The organism is Pseudomonas sp. BSw22131 (assembly GCF_026810445.1).
GTDB classification, from domain to species: Bacteria; Pseudomonadota; Gammaproteobacteria; order Pseudomonadales; family Pseudomonadaceae; genus Aquipseudomonas; species Aquipseudomonas huanghezhanensis.
This window is the reverse complement of record NZ_CP113949.1, coordinates 2,212,774-2,237,565: the sequence shown is the minus strand read 5'-3', so window position 1 is coordinate 2,237,565 and position 24,792 is coordinate 2,212,774. Positions and strand designations below refer to the sequence as shown.

The 24,792-nt window shown below is 60.8% G+C and carries 23 protein-coding genes and 1 pseudogene; 8 read left to right on the top strand and 16 right to left on the bottom strand.

From position 1 onward, the window contains the following. Positions 1-48: 48 nt before the first annotated feature. The 6 genes from OYW20_RS10045 to OYW20_RS10020 form a co-directional block, all read right to left on the bottom strand. Positions 49-1,371, bottom strand: coding sequence for an MFS transporter (locus tag OYW20_RS10045; RefSeq protein ID WP_268800530.1), 1,323 nt, complete (start codon positions 1,369-1,371; stop codon positions 49-51). Positions 1,372-1,463: 92 nt separating this feature from the next. Then, the gene (locus OYW20_RS10040) at positions 1,464-2,342 is read right to left on the bottom strand and encodes an SMP-30/gluconolactonase/LRE family protein (protein WP_268800529.1); all 879 of its coding nucleotides are present in this window, start codon (positions 2,340-2,342) and stop codon (positions 1,464-1,466) included. Between the two features lie 49 nt (positions 2,343-2,391). Beyond that, complete coding sequence (locus tag OYW20_RS10035; RefSeq protein WP_268800528.1) at positions 2,392-3,324, bottom strand: BKACE family enzyme; 933 nt, start codon at positions 3,322-3,324, stop codon at positions 2,392-2,394. Positions 3,325-3,430: 106 nt separating this feature from the next. After that, positions 3,431-4,219, bottom strand: coding sequence for an SDR family oxidoreductase (locus OYW20_RS10030; RefSeq protein ID WP_268800527.1), 789 nt, complete (start codon positions 4,217-4,219; stop codon positions 3,431-3,433). Beyond that, positions 4,216-4,938: a GntR family transcriptional regulator gene (locus OYW20_RS10025; RefSeq protein WP_268800526.1), complete on the bottom strand. Its 723-nt coding sequence runs from the start codon at positions 4,936-4,938 to the stop codon at positions 4,216-4,218. Before OYW20_RS10025 ends, OYW20_RS10030 begins: the two co-directional genes overlap by 4 nt. Positions 4,939-5,441: 503 nt before the next feature. Then, positions 5,442-5,639, bottom strand: coding sequence for a hypothetical protein (locus OYW20_RS10020; protein ID WP_268800525.1), 198 nt, complete (start codon positions 5,637-5,639; stop codon positions 5,442-5,444). A 216-nt stretch (positions 5,640-5,855) separates the two neighbouring features. Between OYW20_RS10020 and folE the strand changes: the two genes are divergently transcribed. Both folE and OYW20_RS10010 read left to right on the top strand, forming a co-directional pair. Next, complete coding sequence (gene folE, locus OYW20_RS10015) at positions 5,856-6,401, top strand: GTP cyclohydrolase I FolE (protein WP_268800524.1); 546 nt, start codon at positions 5,856-5,858, stop codon at positions 6,399-6,401. 60 nt (positions 6,402-6,461) lie between these two features. Beyond that, complete coding sequence (locus OYW20_RS10010; protein WP_268800523.1) at positions 6,462-6,833, top strand: glutathione S-transferase N-terminal domain-containing protein; 372 nt, start codon at positions 6,462-6,464, stop codon at positions 6,831-6,833. 3 nt (positions 6,834-6,836) lie between these two features. Here the strand turns inward: OYW20_RS10010 and OYW20_RS10005 are convergent, their stop codons facing one another. The 3 genes from OYW20_RS10005 to OYW20_RS09995 are packed head-to-tail and all read right to left on the bottom strand — an operon-like array spanning position 6,837 to position 9,070. After that, positions 6,837-7,229, bottom strand: a complete 393-nt coding sequence (locus OYW20_RS10005) for a lysozyme inhibitor LprI family protein (protein WP_268800522.1) — start codon at positions 7,227-7,229, stop codon at positions 6,837-6,839. A gap of 26 nt (positions 7,230-7,255) precedes the next feature. Beyond that, a complete protein-coding gene (locus OYW20_RS10000; protein ID WP_268800521.1) occupies positions 7,256-7,858 on the bottom strand; it encodes a glutathione S-transferase family protein in 603 nt (200 codons plus the stop codon). A 45-nt stretch (positions 7,859-7,903) separates the two neighbouring features. Beyond that, the gene (locus tag OYW20_RS09995; RefSeq protein WP_268800520.1) at positions 7,904-9,070 is read right to left on the bottom strand and encodes an aminotransferase-like domain-containing protein; all 1,167 of its coding nucleotides are present in this window, start codon (positions 9,068-9,070) and stop codon (positions 7,904-7,906) included. An 81-nt stretch (positions 9,071-9,151) separates the two neighbouring features. On the opposite strand from OYW20_RS09995, the gene OYW20_RS09990 reads away from it, so the two are divergent. Together OYW20_RS09990 and OYW20_RS09985 are read left to right on the top strand one after the other, a co-directional pair. Then, entirely contained in the window at positions 9,152-9,604 is a 453-nt protein-coding gene (locus OYW20_RS09990) for a MarR family transcriptional regulator (protein ID WP_268800519.1), read from the top strand. Positions 9,605-9,869: 265 nt separating this feature from the next. Continuing rightward, positions 9,870-11,060, top strand: coding sequence for a benzoate/H(+) symporter BenE family transporter (locus OYW20_RS09985; RefSeq protein ID WP_268800518.1), 1,191 nt, complete (start codon positions 9,870-9,872; stop codon positions 11,058-11,060). A 133-nt stretch (positions 11,061-11,193) separates the two neighbouring features. Here the strand turns inward: OYW20_RS09985 and OYW20_RS26190 are convergent, their stop codons facing one another. Beyond that, a complete protein-coding gene (locus OYW20_RS26190) occupies positions 11,194-11,898 on the bottom strand; it encodes a methyl-accepting chemotaxis protein (RefSeq protein ID WP_408005507.1) in 705 nt (234 codons plus the stop codon). A 204-nt stretch (positions 11,899-12,102) separates the two neighbouring features. Further along, positions 12,103-12,228, bottom strand: a pseudogene (locus OYW20_RS26185) (HAMP domain-containing protein); the annotation flags it as partial. Positions 12,229-13,202: 974 nt separating this feature from the next. On the opposite strand from OYW20_RS26185, the gene OYW20_RS09975 reads away from it, so the two are divergent. After that, positions 13,203-13,373: a hypothetical protein gene (locus OYW20_RS09975; protein ID WP_268800516.1), complete on the top strand. Its 171-nt coding sequence runs from the start codon at positions 13,203-13,205 to the stop codon at positions 13,371-13,373. A 62-nt stretch (positions 13,374-13,435) separates the two neighbouring features. On the opposite strand, the gene OYW20_RS09970 is transcribed toward OYW20_RS09975, so the two are convergent. The 3 genes from OYW20_RS09970 to OYW20_RS09960 all read right to left on the bottom strand — a co-directional run bounded on the left by OYW20_RS09970 (position 13,436) and on the right by OYW20_RS09960 (position 16,805). Further along, a complete protein-coding gene (locus OYW20_RS09970) occupies positions 13,436-14,368 on the bottom strand; it encodes a S66 peptidase family protein (protein WP_268800515.1) in 933 nt (310 codons plus the stop codon). 75 nt (positions 14,369-14,443) lie between these two features. Further along, positions 14,444-15,913 carry a mechanosensitive ion channel family protein gene (locus OYW20_RS09965; protein ID WP_268800514.1) on the bottom strand — a complete coding sequence of 490 codons (1,470 nt, stop codon included), beginning with the start codon at positions 15,911-15,913 and terminating at the stop codon, positions 14,444-14,446. A 130-nt stretch (positions 15,914-16,043) separates the two neighbouring features. Continuing rightward, positions 16,044-16,805 carry an SDR family oxidoreductase gene (locus OYW20_RS09960; RefSeq protein WP_268800513.1) on the bottom strand — a complete coding sequence of 254 codons (762 nt, stop codon included), beginning with the start codon at positions 16,803-16,805 and terminating at the stop codon, positions 16,044-16,046. Positions 16,806-17,037: 232 nt separating this feature from the next. On the opposite strand from OYW20_RS09960, the gene OYW20_RS09955 reads away from it, so the two are divergent. The 3 genes from OYW20_RS09955 (at position 17,038) to OYW20_RS09945 (ending at position 20,279) form a co-directional block, all read left to right on the top strand. Further along, positions 17,038-18,042 carry an NADP-dependent oxidoreductase gene (locus tag OYW20_RS09955; protein WP_268800512.1) on the top strand — a complete coding sequence of 335 codons (1,005 nt, stop codon included), beginning with the start codon at positions 17,038-17,040 and terminating at the stop codon, positions 18,040-18,042. A 217-nt stretch (positions 18,043-18,259) separates the two neighbouring features. Next, positions 18,260-19,603, top strand: coding sequence for a CDP-diacylglycerol--serine O-phosphatidyltransferase (gene pssA, locus OYW20_RS09950; protein WP_268800511.1), 1,344 nt, complete (start codon positions 18,260-18,262; stop codon positions 19,601-19,603). A 16-nt stretch (positions 19,604-19,619) separates the two neighbouring features. Continuing rightward, entirely contained in the window at positions 19,620-20,279 is a 660-nt protein-coding gene (locus OYW20_RS09945) for a TetR/AcrR family transcriptional regulator (protein WP_268800510.1), read from the top strand. Between the two features lie 276 nt (positions 20,280-20,555). Here the strand turns inward: OYW20_RS09945 and OYW20_RS09940 are convergent, their stop codons facing one another. Together OYW20_RS09940 and OYW20_RS09935 are read right to left on the bottom strand one after the other, a co-directional pair. Next, positions 20,556-24,146: a molybdopterin cofactor-binding domain-containing protein gene (locus tag OYW20_RS09940; RefSeq protein WP_268800509.1), complete on the bottom strand. Its 3,591-nt coding sequence runs from the start codon at positions 24,144-24,146 to the stop codon at positions 20,556-20,558. A gap of 14 nt (positions 24,147-24,160) precedes the next feature. Beyond that, a complete protein-coding gene (locus OYW20_RS09935; protein ID WP_268800508.1) occupies positions 24,161-24,649 on the bottom strand; it encodes a (2Fe-2S)-binding protein in 489 nt (162 codons plus the stop codon). Positions 24,650-24,792 lie beyond the last annotated feature (143 nt).

The window sequence follows — 24,792 nt, the reverse complement described above, 5'->3', positions numbered from 1 at the left end:
GCGTCAGTGGAAAAGCCCCGACTGACAGAAGTCAGTGGGGCTTGAAGGTCAAGCGCTCGGTTGAGCCTGCAACGCCTGCGGCCGATGAGAGAACAGTTGCAGGAACGCCCCCGCCAGTGCGCAGCCAGCCATGACGAAGAAGCACACGGTGTACCCGGAAAGGCTGGTCCAGCCGCCACCCATGGCGATCAACCCACCCATCAGCACAGGCGCGACGCCGCCGCCGATAAACATGGCGGTGGTGATGATGCCGTTCGCCGTCGAAGTCGCAGACGGCTGAGCGGAGTCGGATGCCACCGCGTAATAAATCGGCCAGACCGCATTCGCCACCAGCCCGAACAGCAACTGCACAACCACGATGATCAGCGTGGTGTTGGCGAAATAGAACGCGCCCACACTTGCCGCCATCCACAGCCCGCAAATGATCAGCGTCACGCGGCGGCCAATGATGTCCGACAGAGACGGCCAGATCAGTTGCCCCAGAATGCCGGTCAGGGTGAACACCACGCTCATGCCGGCTGACTCCGCCAGCGACAGGTTGAGGATGTTGTAGAGATAGGCCGGCAACACGATGTTTACGCCCATGTACACCACCTGCGTAAGCAGGGTGTTGCCCGCAGTCAGCGCAATGTTGCGATCACTGATGGTGGCCTTGAAAGTCTTCCAGGCCTGGCCTTTTACGTTTGCCGAAGGCGTGCTGTCGGGGGCGGTCATCCCTTTGGCCGCGATGTCGACGTAGAGCGCGGCAATCCGCTCGGCAGTCGAATAGCGCGACCAGAAAATCATCAGCGGCAGCGCCACCACGAACGCGAAAAAGAATACATAACGCCAGTTTTCTTCACCGAACGTGGTGATGACGAAACTCGCTACGAGGCCGCTCAACAACGCGCCTATCGGGTATCCGGTGTGGTGCGCGCCGAGTGCGAAGCCGCGACGTTCCACCGGCCACCATTCGGCGGTGTTGCTGACGCCCACGGGCTCGCCCCAGCCAGCACCCAGGTTTACGCCCACGCGCAAGGCAATGAACGTCGCCAGACTCCCACTCAACGCCTTGAACCCCGAGAGAAAAGAAATCGCGGTGTAGCCCAACACCAGCGGCACCTGGAACCGCGCCCGCTTCCAGCCTCCACCGTAGCGGTCGCTCCAGATCGAGCCCGGAATATCGAGGACGGCCAGCGCCAGCATGACCACGGTTGCCGTGGTGCCCCACTGGTCTGCCGATAAATCGAAATGCTTGGAAATGGTCGGCCCCAGGCGCAATACGATCTCGCGGTCATAGGCGTTGAGGATCCAGATCATCCAGCACACCAGCAACGACACCCACGAATAGCGGTGAATCTTGCCCAACGATGCTTTCTTATTATTTTGCATGAGGGTCTCCAGGCGTGCCGCACACGCCCAATCGAGAGGGTTCAGTCGTCCTTAACGGTCATGTTCACTGTTTGGAAATCGGTTCGGAAATGTCAGCTGGCAAAGCGCCGCTCGGCCACCCCTTGCACGCCCAGCCCGGTGATCGCAAACAGCGCGCCACGTTGCTGACCGTCTTCGGGGAAGCGCGGCAACGGCGGCCTGGCCATGGAGGTGACAAACAATGTGTCCAGATTCGGCCCGCCAAACGCCAGGCTGGTGACCTTCTTGACCGGCATGTCGATGACACGGTCAACCTGGCCGTCCGGCGTGTAACGGACCAGTTTTCCGGCGTACACCAAGGCCTGCCACAGGCATCCTTCGGCGTCCACGGTGCAACCATCCGCTGCCCCGCCGCCGCTAGTGTCGACCGCAGCGAAGGTGCGCCGATTGCCCACATCTCCGGTAGCGTTGTCGTAGTCGTACGCCCAGATATCGCCGGACCAGGTGTCGGCAAAATAGAAGGTTTCACCGTTCGGGCTCCAACACGGGCCGTTCGAGCAAATGATGCCGTCGTCCAGCGTGTGCAGGCTCATGTCCGGGTCCAGGCGGTACAGGCTGGCGCTGGCCTCCTCCTCCAGAGTGTCCATGGAGCCAAAGACGAAGCGCCCGTGACGATCGACTTTGCCGTCGTTGAGTCGGTTGTTCGGACGACCCGGTTCCGGATCGACGATCAGCTTCAGATCTCCGCTCGGCAGGTCAAGGTGGTAGAGGCCGTTCTGCAGCGCCACGATGGCGGCATCGCCGTTCTGGCGCAGGGCCATGGAGCCTATTTTCTGCCCGACGTCCCACGCCCGCAGCTCGCGCCCGTCATCGGTACACCGCAGGACGCGGCCATCAAAGCTGTCGATCCAGTACAAACGCTGTTGCTCCACATCCCACACAGGGCCTTCGCCCAGCGTGGTCTTCACATCAACGACTATTTCGATACGCATGTTTGCACCCCTCTTTTGTTTTTATGGGCGTTTGCTGTGGAGACGGTTTTTAGAAGTCCACCGCATGCTTGCCTTTGAGATCGAGCATTTCCCGGGCTTCGTCTGGCGTGGCGACGCGCCCGCCCAAAGCCTGGATCACTGTGCGGATGCGTTTAACCTGATCAGCGTTGGAGGCGGCGAGTTTGCCCGGGCCATCCCACAGAGAATCTTCCAGCCCTACGCGCACGTTGCTGCCCATCGCAAGCCCCATGGTGCCCAGTGGAATCTGATTGCGCCCCGCGCCGAGGATCGACCACTCGTAGGCGTCCCCAAACAAACGGTCGGCGGTACGTCGCATGTGTGCGAGGTCTTCGGGGTGGCCGCCGATCCCGCCACGCAGGCCGAACACCGACTGAATGAAAATCGGCGCCTTGAGCAGCCCGCGTTGCAGGAAGTGCGCGGCGGTGTACAGATGGCCGATGTCGTAGCACTCGATTTCGAACCGGGTGCGGTTCTCGGCGCAGGCGTTGAGGATGTGTGCGATGTCGCGAAAGGTATTGCGAAAGATCCGGTCATCGCTTTCCGCGAGGTACGGCCGCTCCCAGTCGTGCTTGAACTCGGTGAAGCGGTCGAGCATTTCGTACAGACCGAAGTTCATCGAGCCCATGTTCAGCGACGCCAGTTCCGGCTTGAGTTGCGCCACCGGCTGCAAGCGTTCTTCCACGCCCATCGTCGGCGCGCCGCCTGTAGTGATGTTGATCACTACGTCGATCTTGGCTTTGATCTGCGGCAAAAACTGGCGGAACAGGTCGACCTCCTGGCTGGGACGCCCATCAACCGGATCCCGCGCATGCAAGTGGACAATCGCGGCACCCGCGTTCGCGGCACCAATGGCAGCATCAGCGATTTCCTGCGGGGTGATGGGTAAATGCGGCGACATCGACGGTGTATGAATCGCCCCCGTGACAGCACATGTGATGATGACCGGGCGTTTTTTGGACATGAGTGTTCTCCATTCTTGTTGTTAGCGAGAAAGTTCTGGTGTGACGGCGGCTCGAAAAAGGCGGCGAGTCGTTACTGCAAAGTCTCTGGACGGTTGACCAGCCGTTTCAGAGGTATTCGACGTTGCCATCCACGCTGATGGCCTGCCCGGTGACATTGCGCGCAGCAGGCGAACACAAGAACAGCGCCATGGCCGCGACGTCTTCGGCGGTGACCATGCGTTTCAGCGAAATTTTCTTCAGGTATTCCTGCCGCATCTCGGCCTCGGGCACGTTCATCTGCTCGGCGCGCGCTCGAATGACGCCGTCCATGCGCGGACCTTCAACGATGCCTGGCAGCAAGGCGTTGACCCGGATGTCGCTCTCACCCAGTTCCGAGGCAAGCGACTTCATCAAACCGACGATGGCCCATTTGGTCGCCGCGTAAGGCGTACGCCAGGCATACCCCAGGCGCCCCGCTACCGAAGCGATGTGGATCAGGTGCGCGTTGGGCGATTGCTTGAGCAGCGGCACGGCGTGATGGGCGAAGCGGTATTGCGCGGTGAGGTTGATGTCGAGGGTACGCTGCCAGTCTTCGTCGCTGATGGCGTCGATACCGGCCGTGGGACCAGCGATGCCGGCATTGTTGACCAACACATCGAGGCCGCCGAACTGCTCGCGCTGCACCTGAAACACAGCCTCGATCTGCGCAGGGTCGCCGACGTCGGCGCGAGTGGCGGTGCTGTCAGGGTAACGATCACGGAACGCGGCAATGGCCGCTTCGCTGACGTCGCACACGTGAACCCTGGCACCGGCTTCCATGTACGCCGCGGCGAGGACTTCGCCAATGCCGGCCGCGCCGCCGGATATCAGGACCCGAAGGCCGGTGTAGGGAATCAGCCGATTCAAAACGCTCATGCTTTTTTCACTCCTGAGACGGATGACCGCGAACGGTCGCTCTTGACGAGCAGACGCGCCAGGGAATCGGCGGCCTGCATGATGTCATCGGTCACCGCGGCCCTGGCTGCGGCGCCGTCGCGTGCTGCCAGCGCTGCGACGATGCGGTCGTGCGCCTCCATCGAGCGCTCAAGGTGCGCTCTGTCGGGCGCTACCAGCGCAAAACAGGGGCCCATGTGCAGCCAGAAATTCTCCACGGCAGCCGTCGTCAACTCGGCCTTGGCCACCGCGTAAATGCGTCGGTGAAAGGCAAAGTTGGTCCAGAGATAGCGGGAAACATCGATGTGATCGGCGGCGTGCTGCATCTGCGCGCACAAGTCGCTGATCTCGGCGAGATCGGCATCGGTAAGCAGCGCGACGGCTTTTTCCGCCAGCAGGCCTTCGAGGGCGACTCGTGCATCGCGAATTTCGCGCAGCCTTGCCGGGGTCATCAGGCGCACACGCAGGCGGGAGGTTTCAGTGACTTCGAACGCGTTTTCAGCGCTCAGACGGCTCAGTGCTTCGCGCACCGGCATGGGACTGGAGCCCAGCGCTTCGGCCAGCCCGCGAATGGTCAGCTTCTGGCCTGGCTGGAAACGACCACTCATCAAGGCTTCGCGGATCTGGCGATAAACCTGATCTTGCAGCGTATCGCGGGAAACCTGGCGCATGGTCGGCAGGAGGATCGGACGATCTGTCATGAGGAGAAGCCTGTGTCGTCGTTCTTATGGCTCGAATATGTGATCACAAATCAAATAAGTCAAATCATTTCAGCGGGCACAAAAAAACCGGATCAAACAATTGATCCGGCTTTATAGAACGGACGCTTCTGGTCTTCAAACGGTCAGCGCGGGCCGGTCCACCCTGACCGCCGCCTGGTCCCCAGAACGGCCAGCAACCGGACATGGCTGACATTACTGCCATCACCATCGCGACTTTTGCTCTACGACTCAACAGAGTGGGTACTCTCTGGACGACAGGTATTTATTTATCACCCTGCACACTCTTACAGCGTGCGAAGGTGAATCCGCGTAGACACTTGGTAGGTGTCGGGTACCGGGTCCGATACAGAGTTCGCCTGATCAATTCTATGGAAGGAAGTACCCGACAACAAAAGACCGCGACGGGGAGCCCTTCAGTCGCGGCCTTTGTGCTTGCGTGACGTGGCTACAACGCCATTTTGAGTGGATCGATCTGGTCGGGATCAGCGACGGTAGTCACCGGGGCCTGGACCGTATCCGCGGCCGCCGTCGTAATGCCCGCCTTCGTAGCGTCCACCGTCGTAATAGCGGTGGTCGTATCCGCCGCCGTGTCGCCCCCATCCGGGGCCAAAAAAACATCCCGAAACCGACGACGTCAGGGCGATCACCAGTGCGATTTTCGCGATTCGGCTCAACATCATGATTACTCTCTTCGTCCGGGCATCTATCACCCGTTAACTCAGACACCGAGTAGATACATTTCTGCATGTTTCGCACGGTAAAGGTTCGGTAAAGGTCATCGCGGACGCTTTGCGCTTCATCGCCGTGGCCTTCTTGTCGGTCGGCGGCGGTCCACTTCTCCCGACGGCTACGCTACTATGTGCGCCTTATCGAAACCCACACGGAAACACAGCCCTGTGACACTGGAACATAATTACACCGAGATATTGAGCCAGCTTGGCGAGGACGTTTCCCGCGAAGGCCTGCTCGACACTCCCAAGCGCGCCGCCAAAGCCATGAAGTACCTGTGTCACGGCTATGAGCAAACCCTGGAAGAAGTCACCAACGGTGCGCTGTTCAGCTCCGACAACAGCGAAATGGTGGTAGTCAAGGACATCGAGTTGTATTCGCTGTGCGAGCATCACCTGCTGCCCTTCATCGGCAAGGCCCACGTGGCCTACATCCCTAGCGGCAAGGTGCTGGGGCTGTCGAAGGTCGCGCGCATTGTCGACATGTTCGCCCGCCGCCTGCAGATACAGGAAAACCTCTCTCGCCAGATCGCCGAAGCCGTTCAGCAGATCACCGGCGCACTGGGCGTGGCGGTGGTCATCGAAGCCAAGCACATGTGCATGATGATGCGCGGCGTCGAGAAACAGAATTCGTCGATGATCACGTCGGTGATGCTGGGTGAGTTCCGCGAAAACGCGGCAACCCGCAGCGAATTCCTCAGCCTTATTCGCTGATTCTGCGTCATTCAGGGCGCGGCATATCGTCGCGCCCCGTTCGTCCACCGAGGTTCTATCGTGTTCATGAAGGCATTGAGAGTGGGCTTGGGCCAACTCGTTATCCTCATCGATTTCATCACCCGTCCGGGCAAGAAACAGCGCTCACCAGCCGCCCAGACAGCGGTCGATGAATCCGCAAGAGACCTGACGCTCTATCAGTTTCACGCCTGCCCTTTCTGCGTGAAAACCCGTCGCACCCTGCGCCGTCTGAACGTGCCGGTGGCTCTGCGTGATGCGAAAAACAACGAACTGGATCGCCAGACCCTGCTCAACGAAGGCGGCAAGGTCAAAGTCCCTTGCCTGCGCATCGAAGAAGCGGGTCAGACGGTCTGGATGTATGAATCCAAGGTGATCATCGATTACCTGGAGAAGCGCTTTTCAGCGGTGTGAAGCCTATTTCGGGCAGCCTTCCTGGCGACAAGCCACATAACCCTTTAACTGCTCGGCGCGCACTTTGGTGTGCGCGGCCAGGCAGTTGGTCTGCAACAGCGGCCAGATAGAACCCGAATCCTCGCGTTTACCCACCTGATACGCACAATCGGTATCACGAAACGCAATCCACTTCTTCTGCGCATCCTGGAGCGCCTGCTTTTTCGCAGGCGTCTTGAGGTAATTCATCTGCGCCTTGTATTGAGCGTTCAAGTCAGCATCCAGTGTCGCCAGTTCCTTGGCCGCGCACTGGTTCATGGCTGCCTGATTGGCGTCGCAGCCTTCAGCGCTGGCCGACGCAGAACAGCCGATGCCCAGTGCCATGAACATCCCTGCCGCTATCATTCTGAGTTGCATGCCTGTTATCCCTTTATTGAATGGCTTCAGTCGAGCATGCCGATGTAACCCGGCTGCTGCTTGACGCGCAACAACCACTGCTCGATGGCCGGGAACTGCGCCAGATCGAAGCCGCCCTGGTGGGCAACATGGGTGTAGGCGTAGAGCGCAATGTCGGCAATCGAAAACTCATCGCCCACCAGAAACGGTGTGCGGATCAGTTGTTGCTCCATGACTTTCAAGGCTCTGTAGCCCTGCTTGTGCATGGCTTTGTATTCTTCGAGCCGCTCCTGCGGCAACCCCAGATAAAACTGAATGAAGCGCGCCACGGCGATGCTCGGCTCGTGGCTGTATTGCTCGAAGAACTGCCATTGCAGCATCTGTGTGCGCAGTCGCGGCTCGGTCAGCAGATAAGGCGTGCCTTCGGCCAGAAAGTTCAGGATCGCGTTGGACTCCCAAAGGTAAGTGCCGTCTTCGAGTTCCAGCACCGGAACCTTGCCATTGGGGTTCTTCGCCAGAAACGCTTCGGTCTGGGTTTCGCCCTTGAGAATGTCCACTGGCAGCCACTCGTAGTGAGCGCCCAGCAGGTTGAGCATCAGCTTGATCTTGTAGCAGTTGCCCGAATTGTAATCACCGTAAACCTTGTACATCCCTTCGCTCTCCTGATCCTGTTCGTGTCTGACAGTCGTAACCGCTCAAGCGGCTTTGGCGGCCAGTGCGCTACGCACCACGGCGGCCAGTCGTTGCAGACCTTCGTCCAGCCGTGCGGGGTCGATGTGGCTGAAGTTCAGCCGAATATAACCGGGGTTGGCGTCCGGATCGCTAAAAAAAGGCTCGCCTGGCATAAACGCCACGTTCTGCGCCAGCGCCTGATCAAGCAGTGTCCGGGTGTCGAGTGGCTGTTTGAGCGTCAGCCAGAAAAACAGCCCGCCCTGGGGCTCGTTCCAGTCGGCCAGATCGTTGAAATGCCGCTGCAGCGCGGCCTCGAACTGGTCGCGTCGCTGTCGATAAAAGCTGCGCAGTCCCACCAGATGCTGGCGATAGTGGTCGGTGCCGATCCACTGAAGCGCCTGCCATTGCCCGACCCGATTGGTGTGCAGGTCCGCCGACTGCTTGAGCTTGAGCAGGTGCGGGAACAGGTCCGGCGTGGCAATCAGGTAGCCGACCCGCAGCCCGGGCATGAGGGTTTTGGAGACCGTGCCGGTGTAAATCCAGCTGGCCTTGTTCAAGCGGCTGACAATCGGCCGTGCGCTGCCGCCATCGAAGGTCAGCTCGCGGTAAGGCTCGTCCTCGATCAGCGTGACACCGAACTCGTCGAGCAACGCGGCCACGGCATCGCGCGCCGACTCGCTGTAGCGCACGGCCGAGGGGTTCTGGAATGTCGGGATCAGGTAGGCGAAGGCCGGAGTGTGGTGTTCGAGACGCTCGCGCATCGCGATCAGATCGGGGCCTTCAGCCAGCAATGGCACCGTCAGGCATTCGGCACCGAACAGCTGGAAAATCTGCAGCGCCGCGAGGTAAGTCGGGCCTTCCATGAGGATTTCAGTGCCTTTGTCGATGTACAGCTTGGCGGCCAGGTCCAGCGTCTGTTGCGAACCGCTGATGATAATCACCTGGCTGGCATCGCACGGCACACCTAGCGCACGGGCCTCGGCGGCCAAGGCTTCGCGCAGGGCAGGTTCACCCTCGCTCATGCCGTATTGACCCAGAGTGCGCGGCATGTCGGCCCACTCGGTCTTGGGCAGCATGCTCTCGGCGGGAAGGCCACCGGCGAAGGACATCATCTCCGGACGCTGGGCCGCGGCGAGGATCTCGCGAATCAAAGAACTCTTCAGGCGTGTCACACGTTCGGAAAAAGCCATGGCATCACCGCTAGCAGAAATAATCGGAAATACGTCAAACTGGTTGACTGAAATTACGACGACACGCATGGATACGTCAATATGCTTGACCTTAAAAATTCATCTACTCAGCAAATTGCCATGGAAGCGTTCTTTTTCGGCTACCAGGCGTTTACCGCCAAAGCCGACGAGATGCTCGACCGGCGGGGCCTGAGTCGCGTACATCAGCGGATCGTGTTTTTCATCGCCCGTTATCCGGGCCTGAGCGTGAAAGAGTTGTTGGCGGTGCTGGGGGTGAGCAAGCAGGCGCTGAACACACCGTTGCGTCAGTTGATCGAGTTGGAGTTGGTGCTCAGCATTACCCCCGAGACCGACAAACGTAAGCGCCTGCTTGAACTGACACCTGAGGGCGCTGCGTTCGAGCAATCGCTGCGGCGCGAACAAGTGAAGCTGCTGCAGCGGGTATTCGCCGACGCCGGACGGGATGCGGTAGACGGTTGGCTGGCGGTGAATCAGGCGCTGGGCAATACGCTCAAGCCTGCGATTGATCTTTAGAAACGCGCATTCCCATGATTGAACGGTAGGAGCGCGCTTGCCCGCGATTGCGTTTTGTAAGTAACCCTTTCGGCGACTGGTCCACCGCCATCGCGGGCAAGCGCGCTCCTGCAAGGCAAACCAGGCACGCTCCTGCAGAGCAGTCAAAGTACGTGGCGCACACAACTGTGCCGACCATTGCGCGACTGGCTGTATGGCAACACCCTGCAACAACCGCGTATACGCTTGCACGGACTGATCACCCCGCCGTTCAAGGAACGTTTGCATGACTCACGCGACCCAGGCGCCGCTGCGCCCGCTGGCTGATTCCTCGCTCTCTGCCGTCGTCGCCGGCTTCATCGCCATGATGACCGGCTGCACCAGCTCGCTGGTGTTGATGTTTCAGGCGGGGCAAGCCGCAGGGCTGACGTCAGCGCAGATTTCGTCGTGGATCTGGGCGCTGTTCATGGGCATGGCGGTGTGCAGCATCGGCTTGTCGTTACGCTATCGCTCACCCATCACCGTGGCATGGTCAACCCCCGGTGCAGCGCTGCTGATCACCAGTCTGGGCGGTGTGGCTTATCCCGAAGCGATTGGCGCGTTCATCACCAGCGCTGTTCTGATCACCATTTGCGGCCTCACCGGCAGCTTTGAACGCTTGGTCAAACGCCTGCCCGCCTCCCTTGCCGCCGCTTTGCTGGCCGGAATTCTGTTCAAAATCGGCAGCGAGATTTTCGTTGCCGCGCAGCACCGTACCGGGCTGGTGCTGGGCATGTTCTTCACCTACCTGATCGTCAAACGTTACTCGCCCCGCTACGCCGTGCTGGTGACCTTACTGGTGGGCGTCGCTCTGTCGGGCATGCTCGGGCTGTTGAATTTTGGCGGGTTCGCTCTGGAAGTTGCGGTGCCGGTCTGGACCACGCCCGCGTTTTCCTGGGCCGCGACCATCAGCATTGGCATCCCGTTGTTCGTGGTGGCGATGACCTCACAGAACATGCCGGGCATGGCGGTATTGCGCGCAGACGGCTACAGCGTACCGGCCTCGCCGCTGATCTCGGCCACCGGCATTGCGTCGCTGATCTGCGCGCCATTTGGCTCCCACGGCATCACGCTCGCCGCCATCAGCGCGGCGATCTGCACCGGTCCGCATGCCCATGAAGACAAGGACAAGCGCTACACCGCGGCGATCTGGTGCGGGATTTTCTACGCCATCGCCGGCCTGTTCGGCGCCACGCTGGCAGCCTTGTTTGCGGCGTTCCCCAAGGAACTGGTGCTGTCGATTGCAGCACTGGCGCTGTTTGGCTCGATCATCAATGGCCTGACCGTTGCCATGAACGAACCCAGGGAGCGTGAAGCGGCGTTGATCACCTTCATGGTCACAGCGTCAGGCCTGACGCTGTTTTCAATCGGTTCGGCGTTCTGGGGGATCATCGCGGGCGTCTTGACTCTGGTGATCCTCAATGGCCGCCGGACGTGAAATCGACGAGATCATTGTGGGCGGGAGCTTGCTCGCGATTGCGCCAGTCCATCCGACACGTCTACTGAGCGCCGAGTAGCAATCGCGAGCAAGCCCCCCACAGACCGTGTTTATCGCGCCACGACGGCGGCGGTTACAACCTGAAATGCCCGACCATGCCTTTCAGTGCAACGCCCAACGAAGCGAGCTCGATGCTCGACGCCGCATTGCCCCGCATCGCCAGAGCCGACTGATCGGCGCTGGCACGGATGCTGGTGACGCTGCGGTTGATCTCTTCGGCCACCGAACTCTGTTGCTCTGCGGCGGCTGCGATCTGCTGGTTCATCTGCTGGATCAGCGACACTGCGGCGGCGATGCTGCCCAGCGCGCTTTCGGTTTGCAGCGCATCACTGACGGCCAGCTTCACCAGTTCGCCGCTGCTTTGAATTTGCACCACAGAAGCCTGGGCGCCCGATTGCAGGCGCATGACCAGACGCTCGATTTCTTCGGTCGACTGCTGCGTGCGTTTGGCCAGCGCGCGTACTTCGTCGGCCACCACCGCAAAACCCCTGCCCTGTTCGCCGGCCCGCGCCGCTTCGATGGCCGCATTGAGCGCCAACAGATTGGTTTGCTCGGCAACGCTTTTGATCACGCCCAAGACCTTGCCGATGTTCTGGATTTCAGCGCTGAGGTTTTCAATCGAATCACTGGCCGAACTGGCCGAACTGGCCAATGCTTCAATCCTTGCCATGCTCTGACGCACCACCTGCTGACCGCTGTCGACTTTGCTGTCGGCGGTCTGCGCGGCCCGCGCCGCGTCTTCGGCATTACGCGCGACATCGTGCACGGTGGCGGTCATCTGATTCATTGCCGTCGCCACCTGCTCGGTCTCTTCTTTCTGATTGCTGACTTCCAGGTTGGTCTGTTCGGTGACGGTCGAGAGCGAATGCGCCGATGTTGCCAGTTGCTCGATCCCCGCTTGCAGGCCGCTGACGATACCGCTCAACCCCGCACCCATTTGCTGCATCGCCGACATCAGCTGACCAATCTCGTCGCGTCGTGTGACCACCACCTGGTCGCTCAAATCCCCGGCAGCGATCCGTTGCGCCGTGGCAATGACGCTGCGCAGCGGAGCCACGATCAGGCGGGTGATCACCCAGGCGGCAACCAGCCCCACCAACAGCGCCATCACCGACGATGCGATGATCTTCAATGTGTTGGTCTGCAGCTCGCTGGACACCGCCTGGTCTTCAGCGTCATAGGCTTGATTAACCTGCTGGACCACGGCTCTGGCGTTGGCGGCGAGTTGCTGCGAGACCTTCGCCTCTTGCGCCAGCAATCCGGTGTATTCGTTCAGTTTGTCGCCAAAATTGGTGATATGACCGCTGACTTCGTTGAGCACGGTCTGATAGCCGCTGTCCTTGATGACGCCCTTGAGGTCCTCGGCGAGCTTTTGTGCCTCCACCGCCTGTTCGATGTTGCCCGTGCTGACTTCGTCCGCCGAAGCGGTCTTGCGGCTCTTGTCGAGTCGCACCCGCGCCTCGTCGAGCGCCTGCATCATCAACCTGGATATCTGACTCACCTGACCCGATTGTTCGATGAATTCAGCGCCTTGCTGGCCTTGGGAGTCTTTGAGTGCGTAGGCACCGTCATCGGCAAGGCCCGCCTGCAACACGTCCAGGTTATTGGCGACGCTGGAGACCGACCAACTGGCCATCTCCAGCGCCAGGTCCTTGCTCTGGCTGATGCTGACGAACTGATCGAATGACTGGCGATACGCCGCCAGGCCCTGCTGCACCTCGCTCATCATCGCCTGACTGGCATCAGAGGCCGTCTTCAAATGCTCGGCTTGAGCGCCCAATGCATCGAGGCCCGCGTGCAGGGCGTCGACCAGTTTGGGGTCACTGTGCAGGGCGAAATCCTGCTCTAACAGGCGCACCCTGCTCAGGTCTCCGTTGAGCGTGTTCATGTCTTTGAGGCTGTCAAAATGCACGCTGATCGAGCGCAGCGACCAGACACCGATAGCCGCTACCAGTGCGGTCAGCAGCAGTACCAGGAAGAATCCGATGCCGAGTTTTTTCGCCATCCCGAGGTTGGCAAAACGCGTTCTCACAGCCGAAATCATAGCGCTCAACCCCCGATGGACAGCCTAAGGCGCACAACATGAGCCCTTTGGAGGATGACCATTCAACATTCGTGCAGATTCGCAATGAGCAGGCGGCAAAACAAGCCATTGACGCCACGATAATGGCAAATAGCTACGTAAGCGTCGTTTACAGAATGGTTATCGGCGTAATCGGCGGGAAGTACGGTGCGCCAAGGGATGCAGGATGAGGTGTACGGGCGCGCGGTGGAGCAGCAAATGATCATCGACGCCCGTAATCGTGCAGGTGCAATCAGCCCCGCGCTGCGGCGGCAACGGTCAGCGTGCCGTTGTCGGCATCCAGACGCGCATAAGTCCCGAGCGCCACGGCTTCATTGCGGTCGCCGTGACCGATGGAAAGCCCGCCCAGCACCGGAATGCCCAGATCGCCAAGACGCTCGATCAGCACGTCCGCCGCTTTGATGGTGGCGTTGCCGTTGCCCGGCTCGCTGAACTGCCCCACCGCAATGCCCGCCACCCGCTGCAGAATGCCGCAGTTGAGCAGATGCGTGAGCAGACGATCAATGCGGTAGGCGGGTTCGTTAACGTCCTCGATGAGCAGAATCGCCCCCTCAAGGTCCGGCATGTAAGGGGTGCCGATGCAGGTACTGAGCATGCTCAGGTTGCCACCCAGCAAGAGGCCTTCTGCCAGGCCCGAGGTGCGCACGCGGCAGGTGGGCTCGTCGGCGCTGGCCCTAACCACCACCGGTTCAGCACTCATCAGGGCACGTTTAAGGGTGCTGGTGAACATCCCCCCGCGCTCGAATTGCGCGGCTACGGGACCGTGAACCGTTGCCAGTCGGGCTTCGGTCCACAGCGCGCCGTGCAAGGCGGTGATGTCGGAAAAGCCTATCAGCAGCTTCGGGTCGCGGCGCACTGCATCGTAGTCCACCTGCGCCAGAATGCGTTGGGTGCCGTAACCGCCACGATTGCACAGCACTGCGCGAATCTCGGGGTCTGCCAGCGCGTCGTTGAGGTCGGCGACGCGGTGTTCATCGGTCCCTGCGTAAAACGAGTGAGTGTCCAGTGCATGGGGGTAGACGCGGGGGCGCAAACCAAAGCCCGTCAGCGCCTGCACCGCCGCCTGAACACGCGCTTCAGCCACGGGCGCTGCCGGCGAGACCAGGGCAACGGCATCTCCGGGGCGCAGGACGTTCGGGTGCAGGGTCTGAGTCATCACGGGCATTTCAATCTCTCGGCGTTTCAGATTTCGACAGGGAAGCAATGTAGAACAGCTGTGCAGATCAATCCAGCGTGCGCATCAACTGAGCTTGTCGGGCGCATCCTTGCGCGGCACCTGAAAACGCGTGACGCGCTTGCGCAGCCAGTCGACAAACCCCGTTGGATCGACGGCTTGGGGCTTATTATCAAGCATTGCCGCCCTGGCGCTGGCGCGAAACTTCTGCAAGCCTGCCAGCGCGCCGATCAACTCACTGTGCTCATGCAGCCACGGTTCGAGCTCGGCCCGGTCGATGCGGTAGATCATGCAATCGGTGTAAGCGCAGAAGCGCGCCAGGGTCGGCGTCTGATCGACGAAGCCGCTCTCGCCAATCAGTTCACCGGGGCCCATACGGCCCACCTCGACCCAGGTATCGCCTTGCAGCAGCGAAGCCGACACCACGCCGGATTCAATGATGTACAGCGCCTCGGGCACCACGTCCTGGGCCAGCACCACTTCGCGCGCCGCGTAGGCACTCAGACGCATATTGCGCTGAAGTTCGGCACGGTCGGCGTCGCTGAGCATGCGCAACGCGCCCACGCTGTTGAGCACCGCAGACTGTCGATTGACGGGGCGCACCTGATCCTGACGGGTCTCGGTCGAGGCCAGTTGGCGGTGGATCAGATCGAAAAGTTGATTGCTTACCGCCGAGCGCCGGTCGCGGGATTTCACGTAGCCAGTGACTTCGTACTCCACGACGCGAATACCTGATTTGACCACCACCGCCGACGCCGCAGGCTGCGCGAGCAACTCACGACAACCCTGAATCGCCTTGTTGAGTGAATCCAGCACCAGACTGGGTCGCAAGCGGCTGGAGAGTTCGACTGTCAGTGTGAACGAGTGAAAGTGGTCAGGGCGGCTGAAGTTGGTGATGCGGTTTTTGGCGGCCACAGCGTTGGGGATCACCACCATGCTGCCTTCACTGGTCAGCAGATGGGTGGAGCGCCAGTCGATTTCGATGACTTTGCCTTCGATGCCATCAACGCCAATCCAGTCATCGACCCGAAACGGTTTGCTGGCATTGAGCACGATCCCGGAAAACACATCGCCCAACGTGCTTTGCAACGCCAGGCCGACGATGATCGCCACTGCGCCGGAGGTGGCGAGCAAGCCTTTGACCGGAAGGTCCAGCACATACGCTGCCGCCGCGACAGCCGCCACGAGAAAGATCAAAGCGCCCAGCAAGTCCTGCAGCAGATGGCCCTTGCCGCCGATCTTCGGCGCCATGACCAACAACGCGATCATCGTCAGCGTGCGTGCGCCAAACAGCCACCAGGCAATGCTCAGCAACGTGCCCAACACGTGACGCGGCGCATCCCAGTCGGCTGGCACCTGGTAAAGCGGGCTCAAGCCGCCATCGAGCAAGGCCATGCTGAACAGCACGAACAGCAACACCCGCCCGAGCATTTTCCAGCGCTGAAAGCGCGTCGGCACCCATTGCCACAGCACGATGTCGGCAACCAACAGCAACGAGCCGCTGATCAATGGAAACGCAAACCACAGCTGATCCATCGAGACTCCCCAAACCGCAAACCGCCAATGCAGCGCAGCTTAGCTGATCGGGGTGGCGCGAGTGGGCGGCATTGCGACTTGCCCTCGAAGCTTTCGAGCCTGACTTCTCGCGCAGTGCCTGCGGCAGGGATCAGAATGCGGTGACGCCACCATCGACCGCCAAGGAATGCCCGGTGGTGAAGGCCGCGCCGTCGCTGCACAGGTACAGCACTGCGCTGGCGATTTCCTCGACTGTGCCGATGCGCCCGACCGGATGCATCGTCGCGGCAAATTCGGCTTTGCGCGGATCGGCTTCGTGGGCGCGGCGGAACATGTCGGTGTCGATCACCGCAGGGCAGACTGCGTTTACCCGAATGCGTTTCTTGGCGTACTCGATGGCGGCTGATTTGGTCAGGCCGATCACCGCATGCTTGGAGGCGCTATAAATGCTCATCTTTGGCGCCGCACCCAGTCCGGCGACCGATGCCGTGTTGACGATGGCGCCGCCGCCCTGGGCGAGCATCAGCGGCAACTGGTACTTCATGCACAACCAGACGCCCTTGACGTTGACGCCCATGATCGCGTCGAACTCTGCCTCGCTGCCTTCGGACAAACGTCCCTTTTCGATCTCGATCCCGGCGTTGTTGAACGCGTAATCGAGACGACCGAACGCCTCTATCGTGGCGTCCATCAAATGCTGCACGTCGGCATCGCGGGTGACATCGCACCGAAAGAACAGCGCCTCGCCGCCGGCCTCGCGAATCAATTCGGTTGTGCGTTCGCCGCCGTCGCTGTCCAGATCGGCGACCACCACCTTCAAGCCCTCACCTGCAAACGCCAATGCAGTGGCACGGCCAATGCCGGCCGCGGCACCCGTAACCAGCGCCACGTGCCCGGAAAACGTCATGCTCATGGGATGTCCCTGTTTGTTGTTATGAGTGAAGCGCCGCTGAGTCTAGCCCCGGCAGCCGGGGGCGGATCAGCACTATCAGGCAGTCGGTTAGGCAATCATGCGTGGCAGTGATTTGCGCCCGGCGCACCATCACGGCAGTGGATCGAATTGCATTCGCTGGATCACGCGTACTTGCCCTGAACACGATCAGGGGCTATCACTCGGGTTTGTTCCTGAATACGAGAAACCTGCCATGACGCCGTTGAACAATCGCCAGTTCCTGCTCGCACGACGCCCTGTCGGCGCCGCCAGCCGTGACGACTTCACCTTTCAAACCGTGCCGGTGGATGCCGTCGCCGAGGGGCAGATCCTGGTAAAGAGCGAATACCTCTCGCTGGACCCGGCCATGCGCGGCTGGATGAACGAAGGCAAGTCCTACATCGCGCCGGTTGAACTGGGTGCGGTCATGCGCGCATTGGGCGTTGGCCGGGTGATTGAGTCACAACATCCCAAGTTCGCGGCGGGCGATTACGTGCAAGGTGCGCTGGGCGTTCAGGATTACTTCGTCGGCGAGCCCAAGGGCTTCAACAAAGTCGATCCGAATGTCGTGCCCTTGCAGCGTTACCTGTCGGCGCTGGGCATGACCGGGATGTCGGCTTACTTTGCGCTGCTGGAAGTGGGCGCCCCGAAAAGCGGCGATACCGTGGTGATTTCCGGCGCGGCGGGGGCGGTGGGCAGCATGGCCGGGCAGATCGCCAAAATAAAAGGCTGCCGTGTGATCGGCATTGCCGGTGGCGCAGAGAAATGCCACGCGCTGCTTAACGATTACGGGTTCGACGGCGCAATCGATTACAAGAACGAAGATATCCATGCCGGTCTCAAGCGCGAGTGCCCGAAGGGTGTCGATGTGTATTTCGATAACGTCGGCGGCGAGATTCTGGACGCCGTACTCACGCGACTTGCCCCCAAGGCACGCGTGGTCATCTGCGGCGCCATCAGCCAGTACAACAATAAGGAGGCCGTAAAAGGCCCGGCCAATTACCTGTCGTTGCTGGTCAATCGTGCACGCATGGAAGGCTTTGTGGTGATGGACCATGCCGCGAACTTCGCCAGCGCGGGCATGGAAATCGCTGGCTGGCTGGCCCAAGGCAAGATCAACAGCAAAGAGCACGTCGTTGATGGGCTGGAGACGTTCCCGGAAACCCTGATGATGCTGTTTAAAGGCGAAAACACCGGAAAGCTGGTGTTGAAGGTTTAACGCCCGCCACCCTTTGTAGACGCTTCAGGAGGTAACGACGGTGGCGATGGGCTGCGCAGCGGCCCTGAAACTTGAGGCCTGCGCAGCGTTTGTGTTGTCTCGGACTTCCAGCCTGTAAATAGCCTGAACAACTCGCTGATCGTGCTGCCGAATCAACCTGAAGACGCACGGTGGTGTAAGCTCGTGCGCTATTGATTTTCGACCCATCGAGAGGCTTATGCGGGCGACCTTCCGACGTTCCACGCTTTCAAGACTTCGCGGTTTCCCATTGTCCGGCGACGCGCTGACAATCCTCACTGGCGCGGCTGACTACCGTCGTTGCCTGCTGGAAAAAATCGCCACTGCCGAGCAGCGGATCTATGTAGTTGCGCTGTATCTGCAACAGGATGAAGCAGGCCAGGAAATTCTCGACGCGCTGTATGCCGCGAAGGCCGCCCGGCCAACGCTGGATATCGTGGTGCTGGTGGACTGGTTTCGCGCCCAGCGCGGGTTGATCGGCGCGGGTAAACAGGCCGGCAACTCGACGTGGTATCAGGCGCAACACCTGGAGCACGACGAGGAGGTGCCCACCTACGGCGTGCCGGTGCAGACCCGCGAACTGTTCGGCGTGCTGCACTTGAAGGGCATCGTGGTCGATGACTGCGTGATTTACAGCGGCGCCAGCATCAACAATGTGTACCTGAACAAACTGGGCAAATATCGCCTGGACCGCTATCACCTTATTCAGAACAAACCCCTCGCCGACACCTTCCAGCGTCTGGTCCACGAAGAAATCCTGCCGTCGGACGCCGTGCACCGCCTTGACCTGCCCTCGCCGCCCACCTCCCGCAGTCTGCGCAGCGAAATCCGTCAGTTTCGTCAGCGCCTGAAACGTGCCAGCTACAATACCGATGCCGGCCTGACCGACAACGGCGAGCTGCGTGTCATCCCACTGCTGGGCATCGGCAACAAGAACCCGCTGAGCGGGACGTTGTGCGATCTGATCGCCGCCACCCACACACAACTGACGCTATGTACGCCGTATTTCAACATGCCGCTGGTGATCAAGCGTGAGCTCACACGTGCGCTCAAGCGGGGCGTAAAGATCGACATCATCATCGGCGACAAGACCGCCAACGACTTCTTCATCCCGCCGCAAGAACCGTTCAAGGTGATTTCGGCGCTGCCCTACCTGTATGAAATCAGCCTGCGGCGATTCACCCAGAAGCATCAGGCGGCGATCGCCAAATACCAGTTGAACATCCACTTATGGAAGGACGGCGACAACACGTTCCACCTCAAAGGCCTGTGGTCGGATGAGCGTTACACCTTGCTGACGGGCAATAATCTCAACCCTCGGGCGTTTCAGCTGGATCTGGAAAACGCACTGCTGATCGATGATCCCAAAGGTGAGTGGGCGCAGCCGCGGGCCGCTGAAATCGAACAATTGATGCGCAACACCCAACGGGTCGGCAAATATGACGAGCTGGACACGTTGAGTGATTATCCGGAAGGGGTGCGCACGTTCTTGCGCCGCGTCAGCCGTGTGCGTGTCGAGCGCCTGCTGTACCGCATATTGTGAAACCCGGACTGCACGCGTGAGCAAAAAGACCGGAATCCGCGCCCAGCAAGCCGACCAGACGCGGGCGCGGATACTTCAGGCGGCAATCAAGGTGTTCAACGAGGACGGTTATTCCGGGGGCCGCATCGAGCGGATTTCAGCCGAAGCCGATTCCAACGACCGCATGCTGTATTACTACTTCGGCAGCAAGGAAAAGCTCTTCGTGCGGGTGCTCGAACACACCTACGAGCAGTTCAACCTGGCCGAAATCACGCTGCGGCTCGACCTCTCGACGCCGGTGCAGACCCTGCGTCAACTGGTGGCGTTCGTCTGGGACTACTACGTCGCACACCCGGAGTTCGTCGCGATCCTGAGCATAGAAAACCTGCACAAAGGCAAGCACGCCCGGCAATCCAGTGAGCTGCGGCGGTTGTCAGGCGAAGCCGTCGGCGTCCTCAGGCCGATCATCGAGGCGGGTCAGCGACAGGGCGTTTTTCGGGAGGATCTGGACCTCAAGCACGTGTATTTGATGATCGCCTCGCTGTGCTATTTCTATAACTCCAACGTCCACACACTCACCTCCTTTCTCGACCAGGACCTTGCCCAACCGCAACCGCGCCAGGACTGGCTAAGCTTCATCAGTGACCTGGTGGTGCGTGGGGTGATGAAGCTTGAGGTTAACCCTGCGCCCTTGTAGGAGCGCTTACTGCCGGTGCCCGGCAGATCGTCAGCAAACGGAACGCCGCCCGGCCAGACTCCTACGCCCTTCGGGCAGAAACAAAATCCCGAAAAACGCCGCAAAACCCTGTAGCCAACTTGTTGGCGAGGCGTCTGTACGGTTGAACCCGTTATGGCGCCACGCGAATGAATTCGCGTCTACAGGGTGACGGACATTGGTCAGCGCAGCTTCGCGGGCAAGTCGGGATGCCGCCCACTCGATCCAACAATGATAGGCGGCTGCGCGATACGGCTCTCAATGCGTACCCGGATTGGCCCTCAAGTACGCGACCTTGTCTTGCACCCCCGTCCACTGCGGTTCGTTTGGCGCGAAGCGGCTGCGCAGGTAGGCGATGAGTTCGCTGATCTGGGTGTTGGACAAACTGTCCTTGAAGCCCGGCATGTACCCCAGATCAGGCGTCGCCGGGGTGGCAATGCCCTGCAAAATCACTTTCACCAAATTGTCCGGAAGCGTGCTGTGGACGTTGGTGTTGGTGGCCAGCGACGGGCTGACGCCAAACAGTTTCGGCCCCAAACCATCGGCGTGACAGCCCTGACATGAGCCTTCGAACACCCGCTGTCCATTGCTCAATGACACCGCACTGACGCTCGGTTGTGCGACAGGCTGGATTTGTTGCTGATACGGACTCTCAACAGATGCCGCTGAGGCCTCGACCGAACCATTGAGTGAGGCCAGATACACCGCCATCGCCCGCACGTCAGTCTTCGGGAATTTCGCCAGCTCGCTCACCACCGGGCCCATTGGCCCCGCCGCCACGCCGTGCGCGTCGGAATACCCGGTGCTCAGGTAATTGAACAATTGATCTTCGGTCCACGGCGTCGGCGATTTCGACAGGCTGTTCAACGCAGGCGCTTCCCAGCCATCGACCATGCCGCCCGCCAGAAATGATGTGCCACCCTTCTCCGCCCCCATGAGATTGCGCGGCGAATGACACGCCGCGCAGTGGCCCAATCCGTTGACCAGATAATTGCCACGATTCCACTGGGCGCTCTGCTGCGGCTGAACCTGCACCTCGCCCTTGCGCAAATACAGCGCGTTCCAGCCCGCCATCAACGGCCGAAGATTGAACGGGAACTGCATGTCGTTAGCCAAGGGCGCCTGCTTGACCGGCCCCTGAGACATCAAGTACGCGTACAGCGCCTGCATGTCGGCATCGTCGATATTTCTGAACGCGGTGTAGGGAAACGCCGGATAGAGATTCTTGCCGTCGCGACTGATGCCGTCGCGCATCGCCCGTTCGAACGCAGGATAAGACCAGTTGCCGATGCCGGTTTCAGGGTCTGGCGTGATGTTGCTGCTGTAAAGCGTGCCGAACGGCGTCTGCATCCCCAGCCCACCGGCGTTCGTCGCGCCACCCGGCGCCGTGTGGCACACCGCGCAGTCGCCCACCGCCGCCAGTTGGCGCCCGCGCTCAAGGGTCGAGGCAGACCAGGTGCCTGCACCGGGCGGCGTGATCGGGGCGATTTCCGACTTCCACGGGAACGCAGTCGCCGCCACGCCCAATACCGCCCCAAACGCTGCGAACAGCGAACCAAACAACCATTTCGAGCGCTTGGCCTTGGGCGACTCAGGCGGATTGCTGTTGGCCGCATCCCCTGCGCCTTTCAACGCCGCAAGCACCCGTTCGGCGGTGATCGGCAGCTCGCGGAAACGGATGCCGGTGGCATCGTAAATGGCATTGGCGATGGCGGCCGCACTCGGCACCGACGCAGACTCCCCTGCGCCCATCGGTGGCTCGCTTTGGCGCGGCATCATCAGCACGTCGACTTTCGGCACCTGCGGGAAGGTCAGGATCGGATAACCGCCCCACTCCTTGCTCGACACCGTGGACTCCTCGAACGTCACCCGCTCCTTCAGCACACGGCTGGTGGACTGGATGACGTTGCCGTGAATCTGGTGCTGAACGCCGGCCGGATTGACCATCATCCCGGCGTCATGACCAATCACCACGCGGGTGACGGACACATCACCGGTGTGCTTGTCGATAGCAACATCCGCCACCCATGCCGCCCACGCAGCGCCAAAGCCGGGAAACTTGCTATGGATGTACCGCGCGTAGGCAAAGCCCCGGCCGCGCAAGACACCATCCTCTTCCGGGATCTGCATCGGCTCGGTGCGCGGCGTCCATTCAGCACGGGCGGCGGTGGACCGCACCAGCTCCGAAGCGCGCTCGTCATGCAGGTAGCGCAGGCGGTATTCAATCGGATCAACGCCTGCCGCGAACGCCAGTTCGTCGATGTAAGACTCGTGGGCGAAGGTGTTGGGCAGCGCCGATACGCCGCGCATCCACGAAGCACGAACGATGGGCGCCATGTCGTTGATGGTCACGCGCATGTGCTCGAAGTCGTAGGGCGGAATCGAGGTGCGGTCGCCCATTTCGAACATAGTCGCCACCGGTTCCACACGCCCGGTCAGCAGCAGCGCCAGAGTGGGTGAATTGTTGGAGGGGTAGCTGGTTTGAAAGTCATAACCGGCCACGCCGCCATCGGCGTTGATCCCGCCGTCGACCTCCATCAATTGCGCGGTACCTTTTGGCTCCCACACGTGCTCTTGCTCGCGGGTCAGTTGCACGCGCACCGGCAGGCCAACGGCGCGGGACAGCAACACCGCGTCGGCGCACACATCGTCAGCGCAGTTGCGGCCGTAACAGCCGGCCGCCTCCATGCGGATGATGTCGATATTCTCCTCGGGGTACTCCAGCAACCACGCCAGATCAGCGCGCAGCATGTGGGGATTTTGCGTGCCGGACCACACACGAATGCCGTCGGGCTGGTAGTCCGCCACCCCACACGATGGTCCGATGGAGCCATGAATCTGGTAGGGCCACAGATAGGTGCGGGCCATTCGCTCGCTGGCGCCTTCCAGTGCTTTAACCACATTGCCTTTGTCCAGCACCACGCGCTGAATGCTCGGGTTGTCACGAATCGCCTGCTCGACATCGCTCATGTCCGGCAGCTTGTGCTGCCAGGGCTTCCAGCTGACTTTCAGCTCCCGGGCGGCCTTGGCGGCCTGCTCTTCACGCATCGCGACGACACCGACGAAGTCACGAATCACCACCACCCGCACGATGCCGGGAATGTGGTCAATGGACGATTCATCAACCTCCAGCAAGCTGGTGCCGACAAAGTCCCCGGTGTCGAAACCTGCGTACGGCGGCCGCACCACGCGCCCGTGCAGCATGTCCGGCAGGCGCATGTCGTGCACATAGGTCAGCTCGCCGGTGGCTTTGCCGGGGATGTCGACCCGCGCAGCGGCCTGCCCCACCAGTTTGTAGTCTTCGAGTTTTTTCAGGGGGGCGGTACCGGAGATGCGCAGCTCGGTGTGCTGGCCGCTGACCAGCTCGCCGAACGTCGTCTTACGCCCGTCTTCAGAGATGATCACCCCTGCGTCGATGGTCAGCGACTCAACGGCGACCGACCAACGCCGCGCCGCCTCGGACAGCAGAAAACGTCGTGCTTCGGCGGCGGCATTGCGCAGCGGGATGGCAGAAATCTGCAGCGTCGCGCTGGCAATCGTCGCACCCTGATTGGGCGCACGTTCGGTGTCCCCCAGAATCATCTTCAGCTGATCCATGTTGAGTTCCAGCTCTTCGGCCACGATCTGCGCCAGCGAGGTGCGAATACCGGTGCCCAGGTCCACATGGCCGTTGAACGCGTAAACGCTGTTGTCCTCATCGACGGCAATGAACAGCCCCAGCTCCTTTGGCCTGACGGTCGGCGTGCCGCCTTTGGCAACCGGGCCCGAAGGCGGGAGGATGTCGTCGATGATCAGCAATACGCCGTTTTTCGCCAGCAGTTGGTCACGGGTCGGCGCGGTCTGGGTCATGGTCGTCTGTCCGTTCAAGGCTTTTGGCGAGCGGCGCGCATCACGGCCCGCATGATTTCGATGTGGGTGCCGCAACGGCAGAGATTGGCCGAAAGCTCGTTGCGGATTTGCGCTTCGGTGGGATGCGGGTTGCGGTCCAGCAATGCCTTGGCGGTCATGATCATGCCGTTCATGCAATAGCCGCATTGCGCGGCCTGCTCGTCGATGAACGCCTGTTGAACCGGGTGCAGGCATTCACGGCTGCCGATGCCCTCCAGCGTGGTGATTTCGCGACCTTCGGCGCCAGCCAGCGGGAACACGCAGGCCCGGGCGGCCACGCCATCGATGATCACCGTGCACGCACCGCATTCGCCCAGGCCGCAACCGAATTTGGGCCCGTTGAGTTGCAGGTCGTTGCGCAGGATCATCAACAGCGGAGTGTCCGCCATCGCCGTCACCGAGGTGGTCTGACCGTTGACCCGCAGCGTCACGGTCCTTTCAGCCGCGACAGCACGCTCACTCATGTTCCGCTCCCCGTGTGTTACCGACCATCCCTGGCATTTGATGAAGTGTTCACTTCATGAAATGGGAGCAGGAAGCGTGCCAGTGGTGGGCAGTTCGACGTGTAGGAGCGCGCTTGCCCGTGAAATGACCGGCCTGACGGGGA